At 67.9% G+C, this 20,726-nt stretch carries 20 protein-coding genes; 14 read left to right on the plus strand and 6 right to left on the minus strand.

The genetic code is table 11. The annotated features are described in order from the left end of the window. The 4 genes from P9A17_RS02415 to P9A17_RS02430 form a co-directional block, all read right to left on the minus strand. Positions 1–2,103 (minus strand): Ig-like domain-containing protein (locus P9A17_RS02415; RefSeq protein ID WP_278037019.1); only part of this gene is annotated, 2,103 nt, incomplete at its 3' end. A 135-nt stretch (positions 2,104–2,238) separates the two neighbouring features. Then, a complete protein-coding gene (locus P9A17_RS02420) occupies positions 2,239–2,556 on the minus strand; it encodes a hypothetical protein (RefSeq protein WP_278037020.1) in 318 nt (105 codons plus the stop codon). Continuing rightward, positions 2,553–3,200 carry an LpqN/LpqT family lipoprotein gene (locus P9A17_RS02425; RefSeq protein WP_278037021.1) on the minus strand — a complete coding sequence of 216 codons (648 nt, stop codon included), beginning with the start codon at positions 3,198–3,200 and terminating at the stop codon, positions 2,553–2,555. Before P9A17_RS02425 ends, P9A17_RS02420 begins: the two co-directional genes overlap by 4 nt. Before the next feature lies 1 nt (position 3,201). Beyond that, positions 3,202–5,238, minus strand: coding sequence for a prolyl oligopeptidase family serine peptidase (locus P9A17_RS02430; RefSeq protein WP_278037022.1), 2,037 nt, complete (start codon positions 5,236–5,238; stop codon positions 3,202–3,204). A gap of 89 nt (positions 5,239–5,327) precedes the next feature. Between P9A17_RS02430 and P9A17_RS02435 the strand changes: the two genes are divergently transcribed. Then, positions 5,328–6,395 carry a GGDEF domain-containing protein gene (locus tag P9A17_RS02435; protein WP_278037023.1) on the plus strand — a complete coding sequence of 356 codons (1,068 nt, stop codon included), beginning with the start codon at positions 5,328–5,330 and terminating at the stop codon, positions 6,393–6,395. Positions 6,396–6,504: 109 nt separating this feature from the next. On the opposite strand, the gene P9A17_RS02440 is transcribed toward P9A17_RS02435, so the two are convergent. Together P9A17_RS02440 and P9A17_RS02445 are read right to left on the minus strand one after the other, a co-directional pair. After that, complete coding sequence (locus P9A17_RS02440) at positions 6,505–8,337, minus strand: NAD(P)/FAD-dependent oxidoreductase (protein WP_278037024.1); 1,833 nt, start codon at positions 8,335–8,337, stop codon at positions 6,505–6,507. A gap of 5 nt (positions 8,338–8,342) precedes the next feature. After that, positions 8,343–9,653 carry an NAD(P)/FAD-dependent oxidoreductase gene (locus P9A17_RS02445; RefSeq protein ID WP_278037025.1) on the minus strand — a complete coding sequence of 437 codons (1,311 nt, stop codon included), beginning with the start codon at positions 9,651–9,653 and terminating at the stop codon, positions 8,343–8,345. 76 nt (positions 9,654–9,729) lie between these two features. Here P9A17_RS02445 and P9A17_RS02450 point away from each other — a divergent pair, with 76 nt between their 5' ends. The 13 genes from P9A17_RS02450 (at position 9,730) to P9A17_RS02510 (ending at position 20,703) form a co-directional block, all read left to right on the plus strand. Further along, on the plus strand, positions 9,730–10,785 hold the full coding sequence (locus P9A17_RS02450) for a 2,3-butanediol dehydrogenase (protein ID WP_278037026.1): 1,056 nt from the start codon (positions 9,730–9,732) through the stop codon (positions 10,783–10,785). Next, positions 10,782–11,576 (plus strand): acetoin reductase, encoded by a 795-nt coding sequence (locus tag P9A17_RS02455; RefSeq protein ID WP_278037027.1) that lies wholly within the window; start codon positions 10,782–10,784, stop codon positions 11,574–11,576. Before P9A17_RS02450 ends, P9A17_RS02455 begins: the two co-directional genes overlap by 4 nt. Positions 11,577–11,599: 23 nt before the next feature. Continuing rightward, on the plus strand, positions 11,600–12,895 hold the full coding sequence (locus tag P9A17_RS02460; RefSeq protein WP_278037028.1) for a helix-turn-helix domain-containing protein: 1,296 nt from the start codon (positions 11,600–11,602) through the stop codon (positions 12,893–12,895). Position 12,896: 1 nt separating this feature from the next. Continuing rightward, complete coding sequence (locus tag P9A17_RS02465) at positions 12,897–13,376, plus strand: DUF779 domain-containing protein (RefSeq protein ID WP_278037029.1); 480 nt, start codon at positions 12,897–12,899, stop codon at positions 13,374–13,376. 158 nt (positions 13,377–13,534) lie between these two features. Beyond that, the gene (locus P9A17_RS02470; RefSeq protein WP_278037030.1) at positions 13,535–13,813 is read left to right on the plus strand and encodes a putative holin; all 279 of its coding nucleotides are present in this window, start codon (positions 13,535–13,537) and stop codon (positions 13,811–13,813) included. Continuing rightward, positions 13,806–14,237 (plus strand): hypothetical protein, encoded by a 432-nt coding sequence (locus P9A17_RS02475; protein ID WP_278037031.1) that lies wholly within the window; start codon positions 13,806–13,808, stop codon positions 14,235–14,237. Before P9A17_RS02470 ends, P9A17_RS02475 begins: the two co-directional genes overlap by 8 nt. Positions 14,238–14,290: 53 nt before the next feature. Beyond that, on the plus strand, positions 14,291–15,880 hold the full coding sequence (locus P9A17_RS02480; protein ID WP_278037032.1) for an ABC transporter substrate-binding protein: 1,590 nt from the start codon (positions 14,291–14,293) through the stop codon (positions 15,878–15,880). Continuing rightward, positions 15,868–16,839, plus strand: coding sequence for an ABC transporter permease (locus P9A17_RS02485; RefSeq protein WP_278037033.1), 972 nt, complete (start codon positions 15,868–15,870; stop codon positions 16,837–16,839). Before P9A17_RS02480 ends, P9A17_RS02485 begins: the two co-directional genes overlap by 13 nt. Continuing rightward, a complete protein-coding gene (locus P9A17_RS02490) occupies positions 16,836–17,636 on the plus strand; it encodes an ABC transporter permease (protein ID WP_278037034.1) in 801 nt (266 codons plus the stop codon). Before P9A17_RS02485 ends, P9A17_RS02490 begins: the two co-directional genes overlap by 4 nt. Further along, positions 17,630–18,397 (plus strand): ATP-binding cassette domain-containing protein, encoded by a 768-nt coding sequence (locus tag P9A17_RS02495; protein WP_278037035.1) that lies wholly within the window; start codon positions 17,630–17,632, stop codon positions 18,395–18,397. Before P9A17_RS02490 ends, P9A17_RS02495 begins: the two co-directional genes overlap by 7 nt. Next, entirely contained in the window at positions 18,394–19,011 is a 618-nt protein-coding gene (locus P9A17_RS02500; protein ID WP_278037036.1) for an ATP-binding cassette domain-containing protein, read from the plus strand. Before P9A17_RS02495 ends, P9A17_RS02500 begins: the two co-directional genes overlap by 4 nt. 18 nt (positions 19,012–19,029) lie before the next feature. Next, on the plus strand, positions 19,030–20,424 hold the full coding sequence (lpdA, locus tag P9A17_RS02505) for a dihydrolipoyl dehydrogenase (RefSeq protein ID WP_278037037.1): 1,395 nt from the start codon (positions 19,030–19,032) through the stop codon (positions 20,422–20,424). Next, a complete protein-coding gene (locus tag P9A17_RS02510) occupies positions 20,425–20,703 on the plus strand; it encodes a hypothetical protein (protein ID WP_278037038.1) in 279 nt (92 codons plus the stop codon). It begins immediately after the preceding gene. The last annotated feature ends 23 nt before the right edge of the window (positions 20,704–20,726 follow it).

The following is a 20,726-nucleotide window of genomic DNA, read 5'->3' on the forward strand; positions in this document are numbered from 1 at the left end:
GTCGATGACGACGATTTGGGTGTCGCCGAAGGCGCCGGAGTCGGGCAGGTAGACGCGTTGGATGGCGCGGGTGCCGTCGGGGGTCACGATCAGGGGGCCGACCGCGGCGCCATCGAATTCCGGTGTGGCCAGGACGGTTCCGGTGGTGGCGTTGATGATGGTGAGTTTGGCTTTGACGGGGTCGGTGCCGTCGTCTCCGGCGGATTTGTTGATGAGGATGCGGGTGCCGTCGGGGGTGAGGGTGAACCCGGTGATGTTTCCGCCGCGGGGGATGCCGGTGTTGGCCAGGATGGTTCCGGTGGTGGTGTCGAGGATGGTCATTTGTGGGGAGATGGTGTTGCTGATGTCGCGCAGGATGTAGGCGGTGTGGCCGTCGGCGCTTAGGAGTACGGGTTGGCTGGATGGGTAGCTGACGGTGGGTGAGCCGATGATGGCGCCGGTGGTGGTGTCGATGACGACGATTTGGGTGTCGCCGAAGGCGCCGGAGTCGGGCAGGTAGACGCGTTGGATGGCGCGGGTGCCGTCGGGGGTCACGATCAGGGGGCCGACCGCGGCGCCATCGAATTCGACCGTGCGGTTCTGCAGCACAACGGTGACCGCGACGGTTGCGGTCGCGGTCCCACCGGCGCCGTCTCCGACGGTGTAGGTGAATGCGTCGGAGCCTGCAAAATCGGCATCCGGGGTGTAGCTCACCGTCGCGCCGACGATGGACACTGTGCCGTGGTTGGCGGCGCCCACGCCCACGACGGTCAGCGTTTGTCCGGCGTCGATGTCGGAGTCGTTGGCCAGCACGTTGATGATCTGCTGGCTCGCACCCTGTCTGACCAACGCGGTGTCGTCGACCGCGACGGGAAGGTCGTTGACCGGCGTCACGGTGAGGGCGATGGTCGCGGTGTCGGTGTGACGTCCGCTGAACAGCAGACCGAGTAGTCCATGCACGTGCCAGGCGCTGTTCGCGTCAGACACGGTGTAGGAGAACGAATCTGCCCCTTTGTAATTGGCAGTCGGGGTGTAGACCAGCTTTCCGTCGGTCAGGGAGACCGTGCCGTGAGCGGGTTGGGTATACGACGTCACGGTGAGCACATCGCCCGGGTCGCCGTCGATCGCCCCGCCGCGCGTGACGTCGATGACGATCGGGGTGTCCTCGTCGGTGGACGCGGCGACGACATCGGCGACCGGGGTGTGGTTGAAGAAAGTTCTCTTGATCTCGCGGTCCACCCAGCCCAGCACGGCCAGCAGCACCGGTGTGCCGGAGGGAATCGGGATCGGCGATGGTGTGCCGAGCAACGGCGCGAGCAGGGTGGCTGTGATCGTGGTGGCGATACGGATGGCGAATGCCGGGACTGCCAGGATCGCGCCGAACGGGCCTTCCTGAAGAACGGGAGCGCCGGCCGGTGGCGTCGAAGGCGCCAGCGCCGTCCGCGCTTCGGGTGCAGGCGAGTTCTTCGTCGAGAAGTCGGGCGAAGTCGGGGTCGTGGCTAAAGGCGTGTTCGCGACTGTTCGTGCGGACAACGCCTGCTCCACCCGGGTCGAGACTGCCAGAGGCGGCGTAGCCGAGGAGTTACTGCTGTCGACCGTCTCATCTCGATCGGCCGGTTCTGCCGCCTGGTTTCCGTTGCCGGAGGACGCCTCTGGTTCGACGCTCGGCGCCGGGTCGGGTTCGGCGCTGGTGACCGGTGCTTCTACGGCCGTGGGGTCGACCGTCGGCGGAGCGGTCGTCGACGGCTCGTCGCCGTCCGTCGCGTTCTCATCCGCCGTGTCGGTGCCCGGTGAGCCTGGCGGTGAGTCGTCACCGTCGCCGGCGTCTGTGCTTTCCGGTGTGGTGGCGGTATCCGATGCGTGTTCTGATTTCGCCGATCCCGAGGTGGTCGGAGCCGACTCGTCGGAATCGACTGCGGTCGACTTGACGGAGGTGTCTCCAGCCGCAGAGCTGGAGGAGGTCTGCGATGGTGCATCGTCGGCAGTGGCGATCCCCAGCCCTTGTCCGGTCACGACGACGGCGCCGATGCCCAGGGCCGCTGCCAGCGCTCCGATGCGGCCGATATAGGAGCTGGCCCGAACGCCACGTGAATTGACCCGATCCCGACCTTGCGAAGCTTTCACCGCAGCCAGCCTTAAGGGCCGGTAGGGCCCACGTCAGGAGGATCCGAGCGACCCTCTTCTGAGCTGGAACCGTAGCGAGTGCGGCGCTCGGGCCATATCGGGTATCTGCCCTATTTGTCCCCGCAACGAGGAGCGTCAGCCCGGCGGGGGATCGGGTTTGCGGTGCGGTTCGTACGCCGAGTAGATCGTCCCGCCGATCTTGATGTGGGGCGTGCGGAAGTACGCCGAACCCACCATCAGGATCAGCACGGCGACGACGAACGCGACCGAGCTCTGCACGTCGGGCAACCCACCGAGGAACACCAGCACCGCGCCGACGGCTGTTCCCGCCCAGTAGATGCGCCGCTTGACCGCCCGCTTCGGCAGCGTCGGCGTATCCCATCCGGGAATGGCGGCGCCGAGGATCAGCGCGAGTGCACCCGCGCCGAGCAGCACGTAGGACAGCGTGCTCATGATCCCGGCAGCAGCATCTGGAAACCGTCGACGATCTCCTGCGAATCGGCGACGTAGCGCGGGTCGTCGGGGTCAGTCGTCTGGATCGTCAGCGTCGCGAGGAAGGTGGATCCGCCGTCCTCCGCCACGACCGCGTGCATGATGATGGGCCGCTCGGGAGCCGGACCCATCGGTGGCGCCATGTACACCGTTGTCTCGGAGGGCAACCCGCAGGTGGTGTTGCTCTCGGTCTGCAGGTCGAAGGCGCCGAGACCGGACTCCAGGTTCGCGCGGTTCTGCTCGAACACCTCGTCGGACGCCTGGCTGCCGCGCACCGACTCGAGGGTGACCACGGCGTTGGGGGCGAAGTCGTTGCTGATGAGATCCGTCGACACGATGGTGTAGCGAATGACCGGGCTGTCCATCATCGAGTTGCGTTCCCACCCGTCGGGGACGGGTATGCGCAGCAGCGGCTCGCTGTCGTCCTCGTTGGGGATGTCGTCCAAAGGTGCTGCGACGGTCGCACATTGGTCCTCGCTGCCGCCGGACGGATCGGGGGCACCCCCGGCTGCGGTGACGGCGGTACCGGTGATGTCTTGCGTACAGCCGGTCAACAGCAGCGCCGATGCAGCGGTGACGGCGAAAAGGGCTCTCCAGTTGGTCATGTCAGTTTCCGTTCAACGTGCGGAGCAGGTACTCGTAGACGAGCGCGGAGCGGAACGCGATCTGCGGGTTGTCCGACGCTCCGGCGTGACCACCCTCGATGTTCTCGTAATAGCTGACAGGTTGCCCGGCGTCTTCGAGCGCAGCCGTCATCTTCCGTGCATGGCCGGGATGCACCCGGTCGTCGCGCGTCGATGTGGTGATGAGCACTGGCGGATAGCGCCTGTCGGCCGAAATGTTCTGGTAGGGCGAATATTCGGCGATGAACTTCCAGTCGTCGGGGTCGTCGGGATCGCCGTACTCGGCGACCCACGACGCACCGGCCAGCAGCAGGTGGAAGCGCTTCATGTCGAGCAGCGGAACGCTGCACACCAGGGCGCCGAAAAGCTCCGGGTACTTGGTCAACATGACGCCCATCAGCAGACCGCCGTTGCTGCCGCCCTGAGCGCCGAGCTGCTCGACGGTGGTGATACCGCGCTCCACCAGATCCCTTGCCACCGCGGCGAAGTCCTCGCCGACGAGATGCCTGCCCTCGCGCATGGCCTGCGTGTGCCACGTCGGTCCGTACTCGCCGCCACCGCGGATGTTGGCCAGCACGTAGGTGCCGCCGCGGGAAAGCCACAGCCGACCCATGACCCCGTCGTAACCCGGGGTGCGTGCCACCTCGAACCCGCCGTAGCCGCCGAGCAGCGTCGGGCCGGGCGCCTGGCGATGCCGGTGGCCGACCACGAAGTAGGGGATCGCGGTGCCGTCGTCGGACGTGGCGAAGTGCTGCGTCACCTCCAGGTCGGCGGCGTCGAAGAACGACGGCGCCCGCTTGATCTCGATGAGCTCGCCGCCCGCTGTTCCGTAGAGCAGACGCGACGGGGTGTCGAAACCTGAACAGTCCAAGAAGATTTCGTCACCCAGTGGGTCGGACGCGACGACCGACGTGTTGGCGTTCTCGGGCAGGCCGGCCACCGGCTCGGCGGTCCACGGGCCCGGCGTGTACACCGCGACGCGGCTGGCCACGTCGGCCAGCGTGACGACGACCAGACGGTCGCGGGTCCACGCGTAGTGGTGCAGGCTGGTGTGCGCGTCCGGAGTGAACACGACCGTCAACTCTGCTGTGCCGCCGAGGAATTCCTCGTAGTCGGCGGCGATCAGCGCACCGGCGGGGTAGGTCTGGGTGCCGTACTTCCACTCGGTGCGCAACTCGATGAGCAGCCATTCGCGATGAATCGAGATACTGGCGTCGGTGGGGGTGTCGATGCGGATCAGTTCACCGTCGCGCAACTCGTAGACCTGCTCGTTGAAAAAGTCGATCGCGCGGCTGAGGAAGGTGCGTTCGAATCCCGGGGTGTGATCCCGCGAGCCGCCGACGACGACGTCCGACTCGGCGCCGCTGAACACCGTTTCGGCGTCGGCGAGCGGCTGGCCGCGACGCCACCGTTTCACGATGCGCGGATAGCCGGACTCGGTCAGCGATCCCGCGCCGAAATCGGTGCCGACGAGCAGGGTGTCGGCGTCCTCCCACGACACCTGCGACTTCGCCTCGGCCAACTCGAACCCGCCGTCGACGAACTTCCTTGTCCGCATGTCGAATTCACGAACCACGGCGGCGTCCGAGCCGCCCCGGGACAGGCTGATCAAGGCGAGCGAGTGGTCCGGTTCGATGACGTCGGCGCCGGCCCACACCCAGTTCTGATCGTCGACGCGCGCAAGTTCGTCCAGGTCGATGATGATGTCCCACTGGATCTTCTCCGAGCGGTAACTCTCCAGCGTCGTGCGCCGCCACAGCCCCTTCGGGTTGTCGGCGTCTCGCCAGAAGTTGTACAGGTACTCGCCACGCCTGCGCACGTACGGGATGCGTGCGTCGGTGTCGAGCACCTCCAGGGCCTCGGCCCGCATCTGCTCGAAACGCTCACCGCTCAGCGCGGCCACCGTCGGCGCGTTGTGCTCACGCACCCAGGCCAGCGCGTCGTCACCGGTGACTTCTTCCAGCCAGAGGTACGGATCGGTGTCGGTCGGCGCGCTGTGGGTGTCGGTCACGCCCCCCATTCTGACCGTCTTGACCTGAGCTGTTCGATTCGGCTGCTGGGGCAGGCGGACTGAGTACTATCGCCCCAGGTGAGTATCGGGGGAGACGGGTGAATCACGTCCGCCAGTGGTGGAGACAGCCGGATCGCTACGAGTGGCTGACGGAGTATCTCGCCGCGCGCCGGCTCCTCCGTGTCTCGTCGGTGGCGATGGCCGCGATCATGGCTGCGCTCGCGGCGTCGGTGGCACTGATGTCGGTGAGTCCGGCCGGTCAGCACGGGCTTGCCCGGGGCGCGGTTCTGGTGATCGCCGCCTCTTTCGTCGGGATGGCCGTCGTGTACGCGGTGCGCTGGCCGACTCGACGGCAGTCGACGGCTATGTCGGAGGCCGGCACCGCAGCCATCGCTTGCGTCGCCCTCACCCCGACTGATCCACGTGCCGGGCTGCTGACCTGCTGGGCGTTCGTGGGACTCGCGGCCTACGCGGCAACGTTGCACAGTCCGCGATTGTTGGTCTTCACCGTGAGTGTGGCTCTGGGAACTGCCGTGGGTTGTGCGGTGCGGCTGGGTGCAGAAGGTGACGTACCGCTGGCGGCGGCCACGCTGCTTCTGTCCACCGGCGGTCTGCTGACGGTCCCTTTCGGCGGTCAGATTCTGGTACGACTGCTGTGGAATGACGCCGTATCGACCGACCCGCTGACAGGTCTGACGAACCGCCGCGGATTCCGCCGGTCGGCGCGAGCCCTCGTCGCCGATGCTGCCCGCAAGGGTTCGGGGAGTTTCAGCATCGTGGTGATCGACCTGGACAGGTTCAAGCGTCTCAACGACACACTCGGGCATCCGACGGGGGACCGGGTTCTCGTCGATGTCGCCGAAAGACTCCGTGCCGCAACCGGGCCCGGCGTGGTGACGGCCCGCGTCGGCGGCGAGGAGTTCGTAGTCGCCCAAGCCTCGCCGCCGCACGAAATGGAAATGCTGGCGCGTCGTTTATGCTCGGCCATTGCTGCGAACCAGTGGGGCGTCACCGCGAGTCTCGGGATCGCCGGTGTGACGGTGACGGACCCGGACGCCGACACCGGCATGCTCATCGAGAGGGTCTTCGCCGCGGCAGACATGGCCATGTACGAGGCGAAGAGGGCCGGCGGGAACCAGACTCGAAAGTCCACCGCCGCTGCGTGAGCGTTGCCGGCATCGTCGACGGCCTGGCCCCCTGAACGCCCAAAGTGAAGCCAGGGCTGTGACGGCGAACCGAACCACGACCCTGGCTGCACTCTCGGCGAGATCCCCGTCAGCTGAGGTGGTGGACCTCCTGCTGCCCGTACACGGGCGTCGGGATTCCCTCGTGACGGGCCTTGAGCTGGAGCGCCAGGTACAGAGAGTAGTGCCGCGACTGGTGCAGGTTGCCGCCGTGGAACCACAGGTTGGGCTGCTGGGTGGGCTTCCACATGTTGCGCTGTTCGCCCTCCCACGGGCCCGGATCCTTCGGCGTCTCACTGCCCAGGCCCCACACCTTGCCGACCTTGTCGGCGACGTCCTGGCCGATCAGGTCCGCGGCCCAGCCGTTCATCGAGCCGTAGCCCGTCGCGTACACCACGACGTCGGCGGGTAGTTCCGTGCCGTCGGACAGCACCACCGAGTTCTCGGTCAGATGGTCGACCTGTCCGTGCGCCAGCTTGATCCGGCCGTCGGCCACCATGTCGCAGGCGCCGACGTCGATGTAGTATCCCGACCCGCGACGCAGGTACTTCATGAACAACCCGGAACCGTCTGCGCCCCAATCGAGTTCGAAACCCGCAGCCGCCAGCCGGTCGTAGAAGTCCTTGTCCCGCTCGCGCATCTGGTCGTACAGCGGGATCTGGAACTCGTGCATGATCCGGTACGGCAGCGATGCGAACGTCAGGTCCGCCTTCTCCGTCGTCATGCCGTCGGCGACCGCCTGCTCCGAGTACAGCGCGCCCAATCCGATCTCCATCAGCGAGTCCGACTTGACGATGTGAGTAGACGATCGCTGCACCATCGTCACGTCGACGCCGTTCTCGTAGAGCGCCTTGCAGATGTCGTGCGCGGAGTTGTTCGACCCGATGACAACAGCCTTCTTGCCGACGTAGGCGTCGGGGCCCGGGTGGGCGCTGGAGTGGTGCTGGTCGCCGCGGAAGACGTCCTGGCCGGGCAGCGTGGGCACGTTCGGCTTACCGGACATGCCCGTTGCCAGCACCAGTTGCGTCGGATGCAGCGTCAGGCGCTCACCGTCGCGGTCCACCTCGACGGTCCACTTCTGACTCCCTTCGTCGAACGACGCCGACAGGCACGTCGTCTTCGACCAGTACGGCACCTCCATGACCCGGGTGTAGAACTCCAGCCAGTCGCCGATCTTGTCCTTCGGTGCGAACACCGGCCAGTTCTGCGGGAACGGCAGGTACGGGAGGTGGTCGTACCAGACCGGGTCGTGCAGGCACAGCGACTTGTACCGCTTGCGCCACTGGTCGCCGGGCCGTTCGTGCCGGTCGACGACGATGGCCGGCACGCCGAGCTGGCGCAGCCGCGCGCCGAGCGCGATACCGCCCTGACCGCCGCCGATGACCAGCGTGTACGGCTGGACCTCGCGGCCCAGTTCGACGTCCTCGGCAGCCTTCTTCTCGGCCCACGAGCGCGGATCCGGGTCGTCGCCGTGCACCGCGCCCATCACGCGGCTCGGACCCTTGCGTTCCTCGTGGCCCTTCAGCTCCTGAAGCGCGGTCAGCAGCGTCCACGCCTTGTCGCCTTTGAGGCGCAGGTGGCCCACTCCGCGTCCAGCGCCGGTCTCGAACTCGATGAACGCCGACGTCACTGCGTCGTCTCCGGACCCGTCCTGCGTAGGGGCCTCCCTGGTCCGGAAGCCCGACGGATCCGTCTCGATCAGGCGCGCGGTGAGCATGTCGCTGATCTGGTCACGGCCTTCGAGGGTCTTGATGTTCCAGGTGAACGACACGAGGTCGCGCCAGAAACTGTCGACGGCGAACATGCCGACGACACGCTCGACGTCGCGGACAGCCAGGGCCGTCTCGAAGTCGGCGAGCCAGGTGTCGACGCGCTGCTGCGGCGTCAGGTCGTGTGTGGTCTGAGGGTCGAGAGTGGAAGTCATGTGAGCTAGGGCACACCCCGGAGCCCGGGGGTGGCAAGAGTTGCGAACCGTTGCACGGACCGCGTCCTGCGGATCTCATTGCGGACGGCACCGGCGATCTCGGCACCGGTCGCGAAGCGTTGACGGGGCCTGCGTAGCGCACGACCCGTGGCGACGGCGAGGCGCCGCGGCGTGAGCAGGCGTTTCGGCGCGGCCTCGTGGTTGAGAACCCGCATCAACGTGCGGCGCGCGGCCGGGTCGCCCGCAATGTCGCGCAACACTTCGGTGATCACCGGGGTCGGCGCCCCGGGCGCACCCAGGTCGGTGGCGAACCAGTGCATCGCGTAGGCGTCGCGGTCGCGCCAGCGCCACCAGCGTTCGGTTGCCGCGTCGACGGCGGCCGCATCCGCGAGTTCGGCAGGCAGCAGGTCGGTCAGACGCTCCGCCTGGCACAGCGCGTCGGAGATGCCCTGACCCGGCGTGAAGTCCTTGAAGTGACCCGCATCCCCGACGAGCACCCAGCCGGGGCCGGCGGCCTGCCGAAAGTAGCCGTGCCACTTCGCCATCACGCGCAACGGACCCGTTCGCCGAGCGCCGGCAAGCAGATCGGCCAATTCGGGCCACCCGGCAATCCCTGCGTCGAATGCTTCGTTGCGCCGCGTGTCGCAATCGGCACCCATGGCGACGCACACCATGTACAGCCCGCCGTCGGTGGGGCTGGCCAGATACGCGTTCTCGCCGATGCGGGCGATCCTGATGCGCCCCTCGAGGTTGTCGACGCCCTCGAAGTAGCCCCAGACCGGAACCCGTCCCATGGGAGTTTTCGAATACTCCTGCGCACCAGTATCTTTGGCGACGGTGGAATGTCGTCCGTCGGCGCCGACCACCAGCTGGGCGCCGATCGGTCCGTGCGCGGTCTCGACGCCGGTGACCCGGCCGCCGGTGCGCATCAGGCCAGTCACCTTCACCCCTGTCCGGACGTCCGCACCCGCCGCCGTGGCTGTGTCGACCAGCACCGAATCCAGCGTCACGCGGCGCACGCAGAGGCCGGGCTGCGGGAAGATCGAGCGGTCGAACTCGTCCTCGATGCGCACGTCGTCGTTGACCATCGTGAAACTGTCGATGGTGGCCGCACCCGCGGCCCGCACCGCGTCCAGGGCGCCGATCCGCTCCAGCGATGCGGCCCCGCGCGGCTGGATGATGTGCGTCGACGGCGTCTCCGACGGAAACTGCACCTTGTCGAGTACACACACGCTCAGGCCCCGCCGCGCCAGCAGGGTGGCCAGCGGAGAACCCGCGCAGCGGGCGCCGACGATGACTACATCGAAGACCTGCATGATTCAGTCTGCTCCGAGTCCTGCAACCCCCTGCAACTCTTTCGCGGTGTGTCGGCCGTCACATAGACATGCCGCCATGAGAGCAGCTGTGTACTACGGGCCGAACAAAGTCATGATCGACGACGTCGACGAACCGGACGTCAGGCCGGGCACCGTGAAACTCAAGGTCGGATTCAACGGCATCTGCGGCACCGACCTGCACGAGTACTACGCCGGGCCGATCTTCGTGCCGACAGCACCGCACCCGCTGACCGGCGCGCAGTTGCCGCTGACGATGGGCCACGAATTCTCGGGGACGATCACCGCCGTGGGCGACGGGGTGACCGGATGGAGTGAAGGCGACCGGGTGGCCGTCGAACCCATCTACCAATGCCACCGATGCGGACCATGCCGAGCCGGCAACTACAACGTCTGCCAGCAGATCGGTTTCCACGGGCTGATGTCCGACGGCGGCATGGCCGAGTACACCGTCGTGCCGACCAGCATGCTGCACAAGCTGCCCGACAACGTGTCGCTCGAACTCGGCGCACTCGTCGAACCGATGTCGGTCGCCTACCACGCCGCCACCCTCGGCGATGTACGCCCCGGTGACACCGCGATGGTGTTCGGCGCCGGGCCCATCGGCATCGGGCTGTGGTTCGCGTTGCGGTGCAAGGGACTCGAGGACGTCTTCGTCGTCGAACCCTCACCGGTTCGGCGTGCCGCGATCGAAGCGCTCGGCGCCGACACGCTCGACCCCGGCGCTGTCGACGTGCCCGCATTCATCGATCACCACACCAAAGGCAACGGCGCCGACGCGGTGTTCGACGCCGCCGGGGTGACGCCCGCAGTCAGCACCGCGCTGGCCTGCGTCGGCTCCCGTAAACCGATGATCAGCGTCGCCATCTACGAAAAGCCATTGGAGACGCCACTTCTCAACCTCGTCATGAACGAGTCCCGGATCCAGGGGTCGCTCTGTTACACCGGCGCCGACTTCGAGGCCGTCATCGCGCTGATGTCAGAAGGCAAATACGACACCGCAGGCTGGGTGACCCGCATCCCGATCGACCACGTCATCGACGAGGGATTCGAGGCGCTGCACGCCGGCAAGAAGATGAAAGTTCTCGTCGACCCGAACGGAGCAACCGCATGACCCTGCAAGGCAAAGTCGCCCTCGTCACCGGCGCGGCACGTGGCATCGGGCGCGGTATAGCGCTGCGCCTGGCGCGCGACGGCGCCGACGTCGCCCTCGTCGACGTTCGCAACGACGGGCTCGACGACGTCGCCGCCGAGATCGCCGAGATCGGCAGCAAGACAACCACATTTGTCGCCGATATCAGCGATCGCCACCAAGTGTTCGCCGCAGTCGAGCATGCCGCGTCCGCGCTGGGCGGGTTCGACATCATGGTGAACAACGCCGGGATCGCCCTCGTCGGGCCGATCGCCGATGTCACCCCGGCGCAGATCGAAAAGCTCTGGGCCATCAACATCAACGGCGTCCTGTGGGGCACCCAGGCCGCCGTCGCGACCTTCAAGAAGTTGAAGAACAAAGAGCAAGGAAAGATCAGCCGGGTTATTAATGCCTCGTCCATCGCGGGTCACGACGGCTTCGCGATGCTCGGCCCCTACAGCGCGTCCAAGTTCGCCGTCCGCGCGCTGACGCAGGCCGCCGCCAAGGAACACGCCGCCGACGGCATCACCGTCAACGCGTACTGCCCCGGCGTCGTCGGCACCGACATGTGGGTGGAGATCGACAAGCGCTTCGCCGAACTGACCGGGGCCGCGGAAGGGGAGACCTACGACAAGTTCGTCGGCGGCATCGCGCTGGGCCGCGCCGAGACGCCCGATGACGTCGCCGGCTTCGTGTCGTATCTCGCCGGGCCCGACGCCGATTACATGACCGGCCAATCCGGCCTGATCGACGGTGGCCTGGTCTACCGCTGAGATGGAGAGCACACTGGGGGTTGATGCCCAGCAACGTAGGCAGCTCGCCCGTGCCTGAACCCGCCGTCGCCGTCGGAGAAGATCCGCGCAGCTACGCGCGGCTGATGTCGGCCGTCTACGACGCGACGATGGCCGGGCACCGGGCGCCGGCGCGGCCGCGCGAGGTCATCGGCGATTCCTGGCGGCGAATGATGGCCGCCGGAATCACGGCCGACGACAGTGCGGCGATGGTCGACGTGGGCGCGCTGGAGATGTTGCGCAGGTCGTCGGGGCTGATGGACGTTCTCGACGAGATCTCGCACGGCCTGGAATCGTTGGTCGCCGAGGGGGAGAACATCCTCGTCGTCGCCGACGCCAAGGGTCGCGTGCTGTGGCGCTCGGGGTCCCCGTCGGTGCTGATGAACGCCGACCGCCTCGGCTTCGTCGAGGGGGCGAACTGGGGCGAGGGCTCCGTCGGCACCAACGCCATCGGTACCGCGCTCGTCTCGCAGCGGGCCGTGCAGGTGTTCTCGGCAGAGCACTTCCTGCGCAGCCACCACTCGTGGACCTGCGCCGGCGCGCCGATCAAGGACCCCAGGACCGGCCACGTCATCGGCGTCGTCGACGTCTCGGGGCCCGCTCCCACCGTGCACCCGACCACCATCGCGCTCGTCGACGCCGTCGCCAGGCTCGCCGAATCCCACTTGCGGCAGGAACACGACCGCACGCTGAACCGGCTGCGCACGCTCGCCGCGCCGATCCTCGCGCGGATGGGCCGCCCGGCGCTGGCCGTCGACACCGAGGGCTGGGTCGCCGCCGTCGACGCGATGCCGCTGCACAACCGGATCCTGCTGCCCGAGCAGATGGGGCCGGGACGGGTGTGGCTGGCGACGCTGGGGATGTGCGCCGTCGAACCGCTACCCGGTGGCTGGCTGGTGCGGCTGGCACCCGAGGACGGCGGTGGCACGGACACGGCATCGTCGGTGACGCTGGACTTCCGCGACCCCGACACCCCGTCGTTGGTGATGGCGGGCGCGTTCGGCAGCTGGCGTCATGACCTGTCGCTGCGGCATGCGGAAATCCTTTGCGCCCTTGCTCTTTCGCCGGACGGGCGGTCGGCTCCGCAGCTGGCCGAAGATCTCTACGGCGACCGGACGAGGGTGGTGACGGTGCGCGCGGAGATGTCGCGGCTGCGCAAACAGTTCACGGGTCTGCTGGCGGCGCAGCCGTACCGATTCGCGGGTGCGATCTCGCTGTCCGTCTGCTACCCCGACGACCGGCGTCTGCTGCTGCCACCGTCGAGTGCCCCCGCGATCCGAACTGCAAGGGAGAATGGCTGACATGGACGGACCGAATCGCGCACTGGTGACCGAGGCCGCCGCTGAACTGCTGCGGACGTTGCAGGATCGGCACGGGGCGTTGATGTTCCACCAGTCCGGCGGCTGCTGCGACGGCTCGTCGCCGATGTGCTACCCGCTCGGCGACTTCCTCGTCGGCGACCGAGACGTCCTGTTGGCGGTGCTCGACGTCGGTGACGACGGCGTTCCGGTGTGGATCTCAGGGTCGCAGTTCGAGACGTGGAAGCACACCCAGCTCGTCATCGACGTGGTGCCCGGCCGCGGTGGCGGCTTCAGCCTGGAGTCGCCGGAGGGCAAGCGCTTCCTGTCCCGCGGGCGCGCGTTCACCGAGGACGAGAACCGCGCTTTGGACGACGCTCCACCGGTGACGGGGGCGGCCTATGAACGCGGCGAGCGGCCCACGGAGAACGGCACGCACGTCGTCGCGGAAGCGGTTGACGCCTGCGCGATCCCGCAGCGCTGACTCTCGCGCGCACCGAGAGTGCGCTCAGGGCGGGATTTCGGCTGTTTGTCCGCCCTCACCGCACTCTCGGCGCGCCGTAATCAAGCTGTTATGGCATCGGCGCGAAAACGCGGCGCGCCGTACGCAATTCGACTGCCGGCAGCGTTATCGTCAATGTCGTGATCCCGTTGCCACGAGCATCGGTCCTCGCCGGAGTGATGATCATCGGAGTCGCTCTGGGCATGATGGCCGCGCTCATCGCCGCCGTCGAAGTCTCTGCGACGGTCCGACCGGACGTCGTCGTCGGCGCCGTGATCGGTGTCCCCAGTGTGATCGGTGTGCTGATGATCCTGTTCTCCGGCAAGCGGTGGGTGACGGCCGTCGGCGCCATGATCCTTGCCATCGGTCCGGGCTGGTTCGGTGCGCTCACCGCGATCCAGGTGGCCTCCGGTGTCTGAGCAAACCCGGTCGTTCGCACCGGATTTCACCGGTGGCTTCGCCACGCAGACCGTCGTCGACGATCCGGCGTACGCCGGGCAGCTGCCGCCACCGCACGCGCCGCCCGTCGTCGTCCCGAGCGCCGACCAGTTCGTCAGCCGCTGGCGTTTCCTTCTCGTCCTGGCAGGCATGTGGCTGGCGGGTGCGGCGGCAGGGGCGGGCCTGTACTACTGGTGGTTCCACTCGCCGGACAAGGCGATGCCGGTGTTCGCCGTGCTGGTGTTCGTCGTAGCGTGCATCGTCGGCAGCCTGCTGACTGCGATGGTGCAGGAGCGGCCGGGCATCGCGGCGATGGCGCTGGCACTGATGTCGGCCCCACTGGCGGCGGCCATCGGCGCCGGGGTTCTGTACGCGTCATTTGGGCTCGGTTGGATCGCTGTCTAGCCTTTCTGTGAGCTGACTGGACGTCCGATTCGTTCATGTGTTCAGATACACACATGAAATCGGGTGCCTGTTGGCGACGGGGAATCGTGCTCGGAGCGACGGCCGCGCTTCTCGTCGGATGCGGCGCTGAAAACGGTCCTGACGCATCGTCCGACCAGATCGTCCTTGCTGAGGGTTACGAACTGGGCGGCTACAACCCGGTCAACGGTTACAGCGAGTCGGGCGTATCACCGTTCTACGACGGGCTTTTCCGCCCCAGCGCCCACACCGACACCGTGGTGCCCGACCTGGCCCCGGCGCTCGCCGCCGAGGAGCCCCAAGCGGCGGGGCCGAACCGCTGGCGCGTTCCGTTGCGCACCGGCGTCCTGTTCTCCGACGGCAGCACCTTCGACTCCGCCGACGTCGTCGCCACCTACACCGCGGTCCGCGACCCCGAGGTGGCCTCCGAGATCTCGACGTCCGTCGCCCCCATCACGGCGATCACCGCCGACGGACCCGACGCCGTCATCGTCGAGTTGAACACCGCCGCCGACCCGAAACCGTATCTGCTGCTTGGCATCCTGCCTTCGGAGAAGATCGAGGCGAAGCCCGCCGCCGACTGGGCGGTCAACACCGAACCTGTCGGCACCGGTCCGTACCGGCTGGAGAGCCTGCGCCCCGATCAGGCGGTCCTCGTCGCACGGGACGACTACTGGGGGGACGTCGCCCAGGTCAAGCGTCTCGTCTACACGTATGCCCCCGACGACAACGCGCGAGCGCAAAGCATCGTGTCGGCGACCGTCGACGGCACGAATCTGCCTCCGCGACTGATCGATTCGATCAAGAGCGAAGAGGTGCAGACGGTCGCAGCCGAGTCGGCCGACTGGCGCGGCATCGCGCTTCCGGCCGGTAATCCGTTCACCGCCGACGCGAAGGCGCGTCTCGCGATGAACCTCGGCGTCGACCGTGACGCGATGGTGCGCGACGTCCTCGTCGGCCACGGACGTCCGGCCAGCACCCCGGTGGCACAGGCGTACGGTGACGCCTACAACGCCGACGCGCAGTATGGATTCGAGGCGGACCGCGCCGCGGCCCTGCTCGACGAGGCGGGCTGGCGTCCGGGCGGCGACGGCATTCGCGAAAAGGGCGGGGCGCGAGCCTCGTTCGAAGTGCTCTACAACGCGCAGGACACGCTGCGGCGCGACCTCGCAGTGGCGTACGCGGCGGCGATGAAACCCCTTGGCATCGACGTCCGCCCGCGGGGCACCAGCTGGGACGAGATCGACACCCGCTTCGGCGATTCGGCGGTGGTCCTCGGCGGCGGCTCCACGCCCTACAGCATCGATTCGCAGGTCTACGACACGCTGCACACGCGGGTGCCGAACTCGTCGCCGTACTCGAACCCCGGTAACTTCACCGCGCCCGGCCTCGATGAAATGCTGGAAAAGGCAAGCCAATCCGCGGCCGGGCCGGAGAAAGACGCCCTGTACCGCGACATCCAGGGCGCCTACGTCGCCGAACCGTCCCACGTCTTCCTCGTGTTCCTCGACCACACCTATGGCTACCGCGATCTCGGCTGGCAGCAGAGCGCTCCGATCATGGAACCGCACTCGCACGGGGTGTCGTGGGGTCCGTGGTGGAACTTGGCTCAGTGGAAGCGTTGACCCGCCTGCTGGCCATCCGCACCGCGGTCGCCGTTCCGCTGACCGTCGCGATCTCGGCCGCGATCTTCGCTGTCGCGTCCCTGTCCCCGTTCGACCCGCTGGCGGCCTACCTCGGCAGCAACTACCAGTTCGCCACGCAGTCACAGCGCGACGCGATGCGCGCCGCCTACGACACCGACCAACCCTGGTATGAGGCGTGGTGGCAGTGGGTGGGCGGACTCGTCCGCGGCGACCTCGGCTGGTCGTCGACCCAGTCGCAGCCCGTGACAACGGTGCTCGCGGAGCGGTTACCGTTCACGCTGATGCTCTCGGGCGCCGCCCTGGTCACCGCGACGGTCGTGGCAGTGCTGGTGGGCTGCCTGGCGGGGATGCGCCGCGGCGGCGTGCTCGACCGGATCTGCACCGCGTTCTCGGTGACGTTCGCCGCCGTTCCGCCGTTCGTGGTGTCGCTGGCGCTGGTGGTCGTCGTCGCGGTCGGCCTGCGCTGGCTGCCACCCTCCGGGGCGGCCGCACCCGGGGCGGGTTACACAATGGAAGGTATTCTGCGCCATGGCATTCTGCCGTGGATCGCTCTCACGGTATCGATGATCCCGTGGCTGCTTCTGACCACACGGGCCGCCGTCGTGGCGAGCATCGACTCGGACGCGGTGCGCGGCGCCCGATCGCGCGGTGTCCACGGCTGGGCGCTGCTGCGCGGGCACATCGCGCCCGTGTCCGTCCTGCCCACCCTCGCGCTGCTGGGAACCCGGTTGCCCGAGCTGATCGCCGGCGCCGCCATCGTCGAAACCGTCTTCGGCTGGCCGGGTATGGCTGCCGTTCTGGTGGACTCCGCTGCAGCCCTTGACTTTCCGCTACTGGCAGCGCTGACCGTCGCCGCGGCTGCCGCAGTGCTGGCGGGCTCAGCGCTGTCCGACGCCGCGGCTGTCGCGATCGACCCCCGGATCAGGATGGCCGCGTGAAGCGCAATACGCCGTGGCTCGTGCTGGCCATCATCGCGCTCGCCGCCGTCGGTATTCCGATAGTGGCCGGCGAGCAGGTCGCCGACTTCTCCGCCGCACTACGCTCTCCGAGCCTTGAACACGTTGCCGGAACGGACCATTCGGGGTATGACCTGCTGGTCCGCACCGCCGAAGGGCTGCGTGTCTCGCTGTTGATCGCCCTCGTGTGCGCGGTGGTGGCGACGCTGCTCGGCGTGGCGATCGGAGTGGCCGCGGCGCTGGTCGGCGGGTGGCTCGACGCCGTCGTGATGCGACTCGTCGACGGGTTCAACGCGCTGCCGCACCTTGTGGTGGGCATCGTCATCGCCGCGATGTGGCGAGGAGCGCCGTTGGCGATCGTCGCGTCGATCGCGCTCACCCACTGGCCCGCCGTCGCCCGCGTCGTGCGCGCCGAACTCCTCGCGGTCGCCGACGCAGGGTGGGTGGAGTCCGCACGCCTGGCGGGTGCCTCGCGATGGTTCGTCGCACGCAGCCATCTGTTGCCCGCCGTGACGGGGCAGGCTCTGGTCGCGATGGTCGTGCTGCTGCCGCACGCCGTGTGGCACGAATCGACACTGTCGTTCCTCGGCGTCGGGCTCTCGCCGGACCGCGCCAGCCTCGGCACGCTGTTGAGTGAGGCCCGCGGCGACATCCTGACCGGGGCCTGGTGGACGCTCGCGGTGCCCGCCGCCGCGCTGATCGCGACGGCCCTTGCGTTCGCCGCCGCAGGCACTGCGGTCCGCAACCGGCGCAAAGCTCCTGCGGGGCAGGTGTGGTGAGCACCGCGCGCTTGGCCGGGCTGACCGTCGACATCGACCTGCGCCGCGGCCGCAACTCGTCGGCCGTCCGTGTTCTCGACGACGTCAATCTTGAGGTGCGGCCCGGCATCGTGACCGCCCTGATCGGGGAATCCGGCTGCGGCAAATCGCTTGTCGCGGCGGCATTGTCGGGCCTCATCCCGCCTGGCTCCCACGTCAGCGGCACGGTGTTCATCGGGGACACAGAAGTTCCGGCTCGCGATGAACGCGCGTGGCGCCGCCTACGCGGACGCCGCATCGGAGTCGTCCCGCAGTCGGCGGCCACGTCGTTCACCCCGGTGCGCACCGTCGGGTCGCAGCTGGCCGAGATCTGCGCCCGTCTCGGCGCCGACCGCACCCCGGAACAGCTGCTCACCGCCGTCGCGCTGGCCGCGGACGTCGCAAAGCGCTACCCGCACGAACTTTCGGGGGGCATGGCACAGCGCGTCGCGATCGCCGCGGCTCTGACCGGGCGGCCCGGACTCCTGATCGCCGACGAACCGACCTCCGCGCTGGACCCCGACAACGCCGCCATGGTCTGGCGGCTGCTGGGCGACGCCGCGACCGACGGTGCCGCCGTGCTCGTCATCACCCACGACATGCCGTCGCTGCTGCGCGCGGGCGTGTGCGACGACGTCGCGGTGATGACGCGCGGCTCGATCGCGGCGCATCTGCCGCTCGCCGAGGCGCTCGAAACCGCCGACCCTTACCTGCGGGCCCTGCTCGGGACGGTGCCGGTGTGACGGCGGTAGTAGCCACCGGCGTCTCGGTGGCGTTCGGTGGCCGGACGGTGCTCGACGGCCTGGACCTCGTCGCCCCCGCAGGCGACGTGACCGGGGTGACCGGGGCGTCGGGCAGCGGTAAGACGACGCTGCTGCGCGTACTGGCCGGGCTCCAGCGGCCGGACTCAGGTGTCGTCATTTACGGCGGCGCAGCCGTGCCGCCCAAAGGGTCGATTGCGCTGCTGGCCCAACACCCGCGATTGGTGTGCAACCCGCGGTGGACGCTGGGCCAGATCATCGCCGAGCCCGCCGTCATCCGCGGCAGCGACACGGACGTCGACGACACCGCGGTCAGGGTCGGCCTCGATCTCGAACTGCTCGACCGCTACCCGGGACAGGTCAGCGACGGGCAGCTGCAGCGCGCCTGCCTCGGCCGGGTGCTGACGCAACGGGCCGCTGTCGTGCTGTGCGACGAGCCCACCGCGATGCTCGATCCGATCGCCACCGGCGCCGTCACGACGATGTTGCGCGACATCGCGGCCGACGGCGCGGCCGTCGTCCTCGTCAGCCACGACCCCGCGCTGATCGAGGCCCTGACCTCTTCCAACCCGGGGCAAGTCCTCGCCTTGCCGTGACGACTAGGGTAGGTAGACGTGACCCACTATGACGTCGTCGTTCTCGGAGCCGGTCCCGGCGGATACGTCGCGGCTATTCGCGCAGCCCAACTCGGGCTGAACACCGCCATCGTCGAACCCAAGTACTGGGGCGGCGTCTGCCTCAACGTCGGGTGCATCCCGTCGAAAGCATTGCTGCGCAACGCCGAACTCGCTCACCTCTTCAACAAGGAAGCCAAGACCTTCGGCATCAGCGGGGAGGCGACATTCGACTTCGGCGCCGCCTTCGATCGCAGCCGCAAGGTCGCCGACGGCCGTGTCGCCGGCGTGCACTTCCTGATGAAGAAGAACAAGATCACCGAGATCCACGGCAAGGGCAAGTTCACCGGCGCCAACAGCATCGAGGTCGACCTCAACGACGGCGGCACCGAGACCGTCGAGTTCGACTCGGCGATCATCGCCACCGGCGCGCGCACCCGGCTGATCCCCGGCACCCAGCTCTCCGACAATGTGGTCACCTACGAGACACAGATCATGACGCGCGACCTGCCGAAGTCGATCATCATCGCCGGCGCGGGCGCGATCGGCATGGAGTTCGCCTACGTCCTGAAGAACTACGGCGTCGACGTCACGATCGTCGAGTTCCTCCCGCGGGCCCTACCCAACGAGGACGCCGAGGTCTCCAAGGAGATCGAAAAGCAGTACAAGAAGCTCGGCGTGAAGATCTTGACCGGCACCAAGGTCGAGAAGATCGAAGACGGCGGGTCGTCGGTCACCGTGACGGTGTCCAAGAACGACAAGACCGAGGAACTCAAAGCCGACAAGGTCATGCAGGCCATCGGCTTCATGACCAACGTCGAAGACCTGGGCCTCGATGCCGCCGGGGTCGAGGTCGACAAGCGCAACCTCATCGGCATCGACGACTACATGCGCACCAACGTGACGCACATCTACGCGATCGGTGACGTCACCGGGAAACTCATGCTCGCGCACGTCGCCGAGGCGATGGGTGTCGTCGCGTCCGAGACCATCGCCGGCGCCGAGACCCTGGCGCTGGGCGATTACCGGATGATGCCGCGCGCGACGTTCTGCCAGCCGCAGGTCGCGAGCTTCGGGCTGACCGAAGAGCAGGCCAAGGAGGAAGGCTACGACGTCGTCGTAGCCAAGTTCCCGTTCACCGCCAACGGCAAAGCACACGGACTCGGCGACCCAACCGGGTTCGTGAAGCTCATCGCCGACAAGAAGCACCTGGAGCTGCTCGGCGGCCACCTGATCGGCCCGGACGTCTCGGAGCTGCTGCCTGAACTCACGCTCGCTCAGAAGTGGGATCTCACCGCCAACGAGCTCGCCCGCAACGTGCACACCCACCCGACGTTGTCGGAGGCACTGCAGGAGTGCTTCCACGGGCTCGTCGGCCACATGATCAATTTCTAGTTGAGGTCGATCTGGGTCGCCGGCGTCGGCGGATTGGTGGTCGGCCACATCCTGTGGCTGGCCGCCATCTCGTTTGCGGTCGCGTCGACGAGCGTGTCCACCTGGGTGCTCGTCACCGCCGCGGTGTCCTTCGCCGTCGGCGTGGCGGCGGCGTTCCTGGGCCGTCGAAAGTGGCGGCAGAAGACCGCGAAAGCCGAGACGTGGGCCGCATTCCTGTGGGGACTGCCGATCCTGCCGGTGCTGCTTTCCGTCGTCGTGCTCGGCGTAACCTACTTGTAGTACCGGCCGCAACGATTTGCCCA

This window comes from Mycobacterium sp. 236(2023) (assembly GCF_029623955.1).
Taxonomy (GTDB): Bacteria; Actinomycetota; Actinomycetes; order Mycobacteriales; family Mycobacteriaceae; genus Mycobacterium.